Origin of the sequence: Gilliamella sp. Nev5-1 (assembly GCF_001690895.1) — a bacterium.
GTDB lineage: Bacteria > Pseudomonadota > Gammaproteobacteria > Enterobacterales > Orbaceae > Gilliamella > Gilliamella apicola_C.
Map to the genome: position 1 here is coordinate 1 of NZ_LZHO01000078.1, position 732 is coordinate 732.

Sequence of the window (732 nt, forward strand, 5' to 3'; positions counted from 1 at the left end):
CTCAACCTTATCAATATTATTGTTTAAAATATTTTTAATAATTTCATTATTTTTAGACACTAATGGCCGTTGCCTTGTATAAGAATTAATCCTATTAATAAACTCACAACAATCCAATCTCCTTTTGAACTCATCATGAGAGATAATTGTTAGCTGGTCATTTTTTGTAATAGTTATGGAAAGATGTGAATATCTATGTTTAGAACTAATATAAGGAGGCTCCATCAATCCTTTAACACTTATGTATTTTCCTAACCATATATCATTAGGTTTCATAGTTGATAGATTTAGATTTAATGCATCTAAACCTTCTTTCCATATATTTACTTTGAATGCTTTACCTCGCCAGTCATTAAAATTAAGAAAAATATATGGTAATTTCCTTTCAGTCCATCCGATCTTCACTTCGGTAACTTTTCCTATAACTTCAACTTGACTACCAATGTATTTTTCACACTTAACGAAATCTAACACTGATATAACTGGATACTGACTTTTATAGGTATTGATTTTAAAAGATGAAGGCGACGATAATTTGATATATTCAAGGTTAATTTGGTTATCAATAAAGTCTGATAATGTAGGTATTTTTTTAAATTGATCCACCAAACAAATTTTTATATAGTTAGTGACATATATAGTTAATTGTGGATAACTCATCAATAGATTGATAGTTTTAGAATTCTCTGGATTTTCAAAATCATCTACTTTGAATACTAGAGAATCTGAATC

At 27.9% G+C, this 732-nt stretch carries 1 pseudogene; it reads right to left on the reverse strand.

Annotated elements, in window-relative coordinates:
* A pseudogene (locus tag A9G41_RS14340) lies at positions 1-732 on the reverse strand (hypothetical protein); the annotation flags it as partial.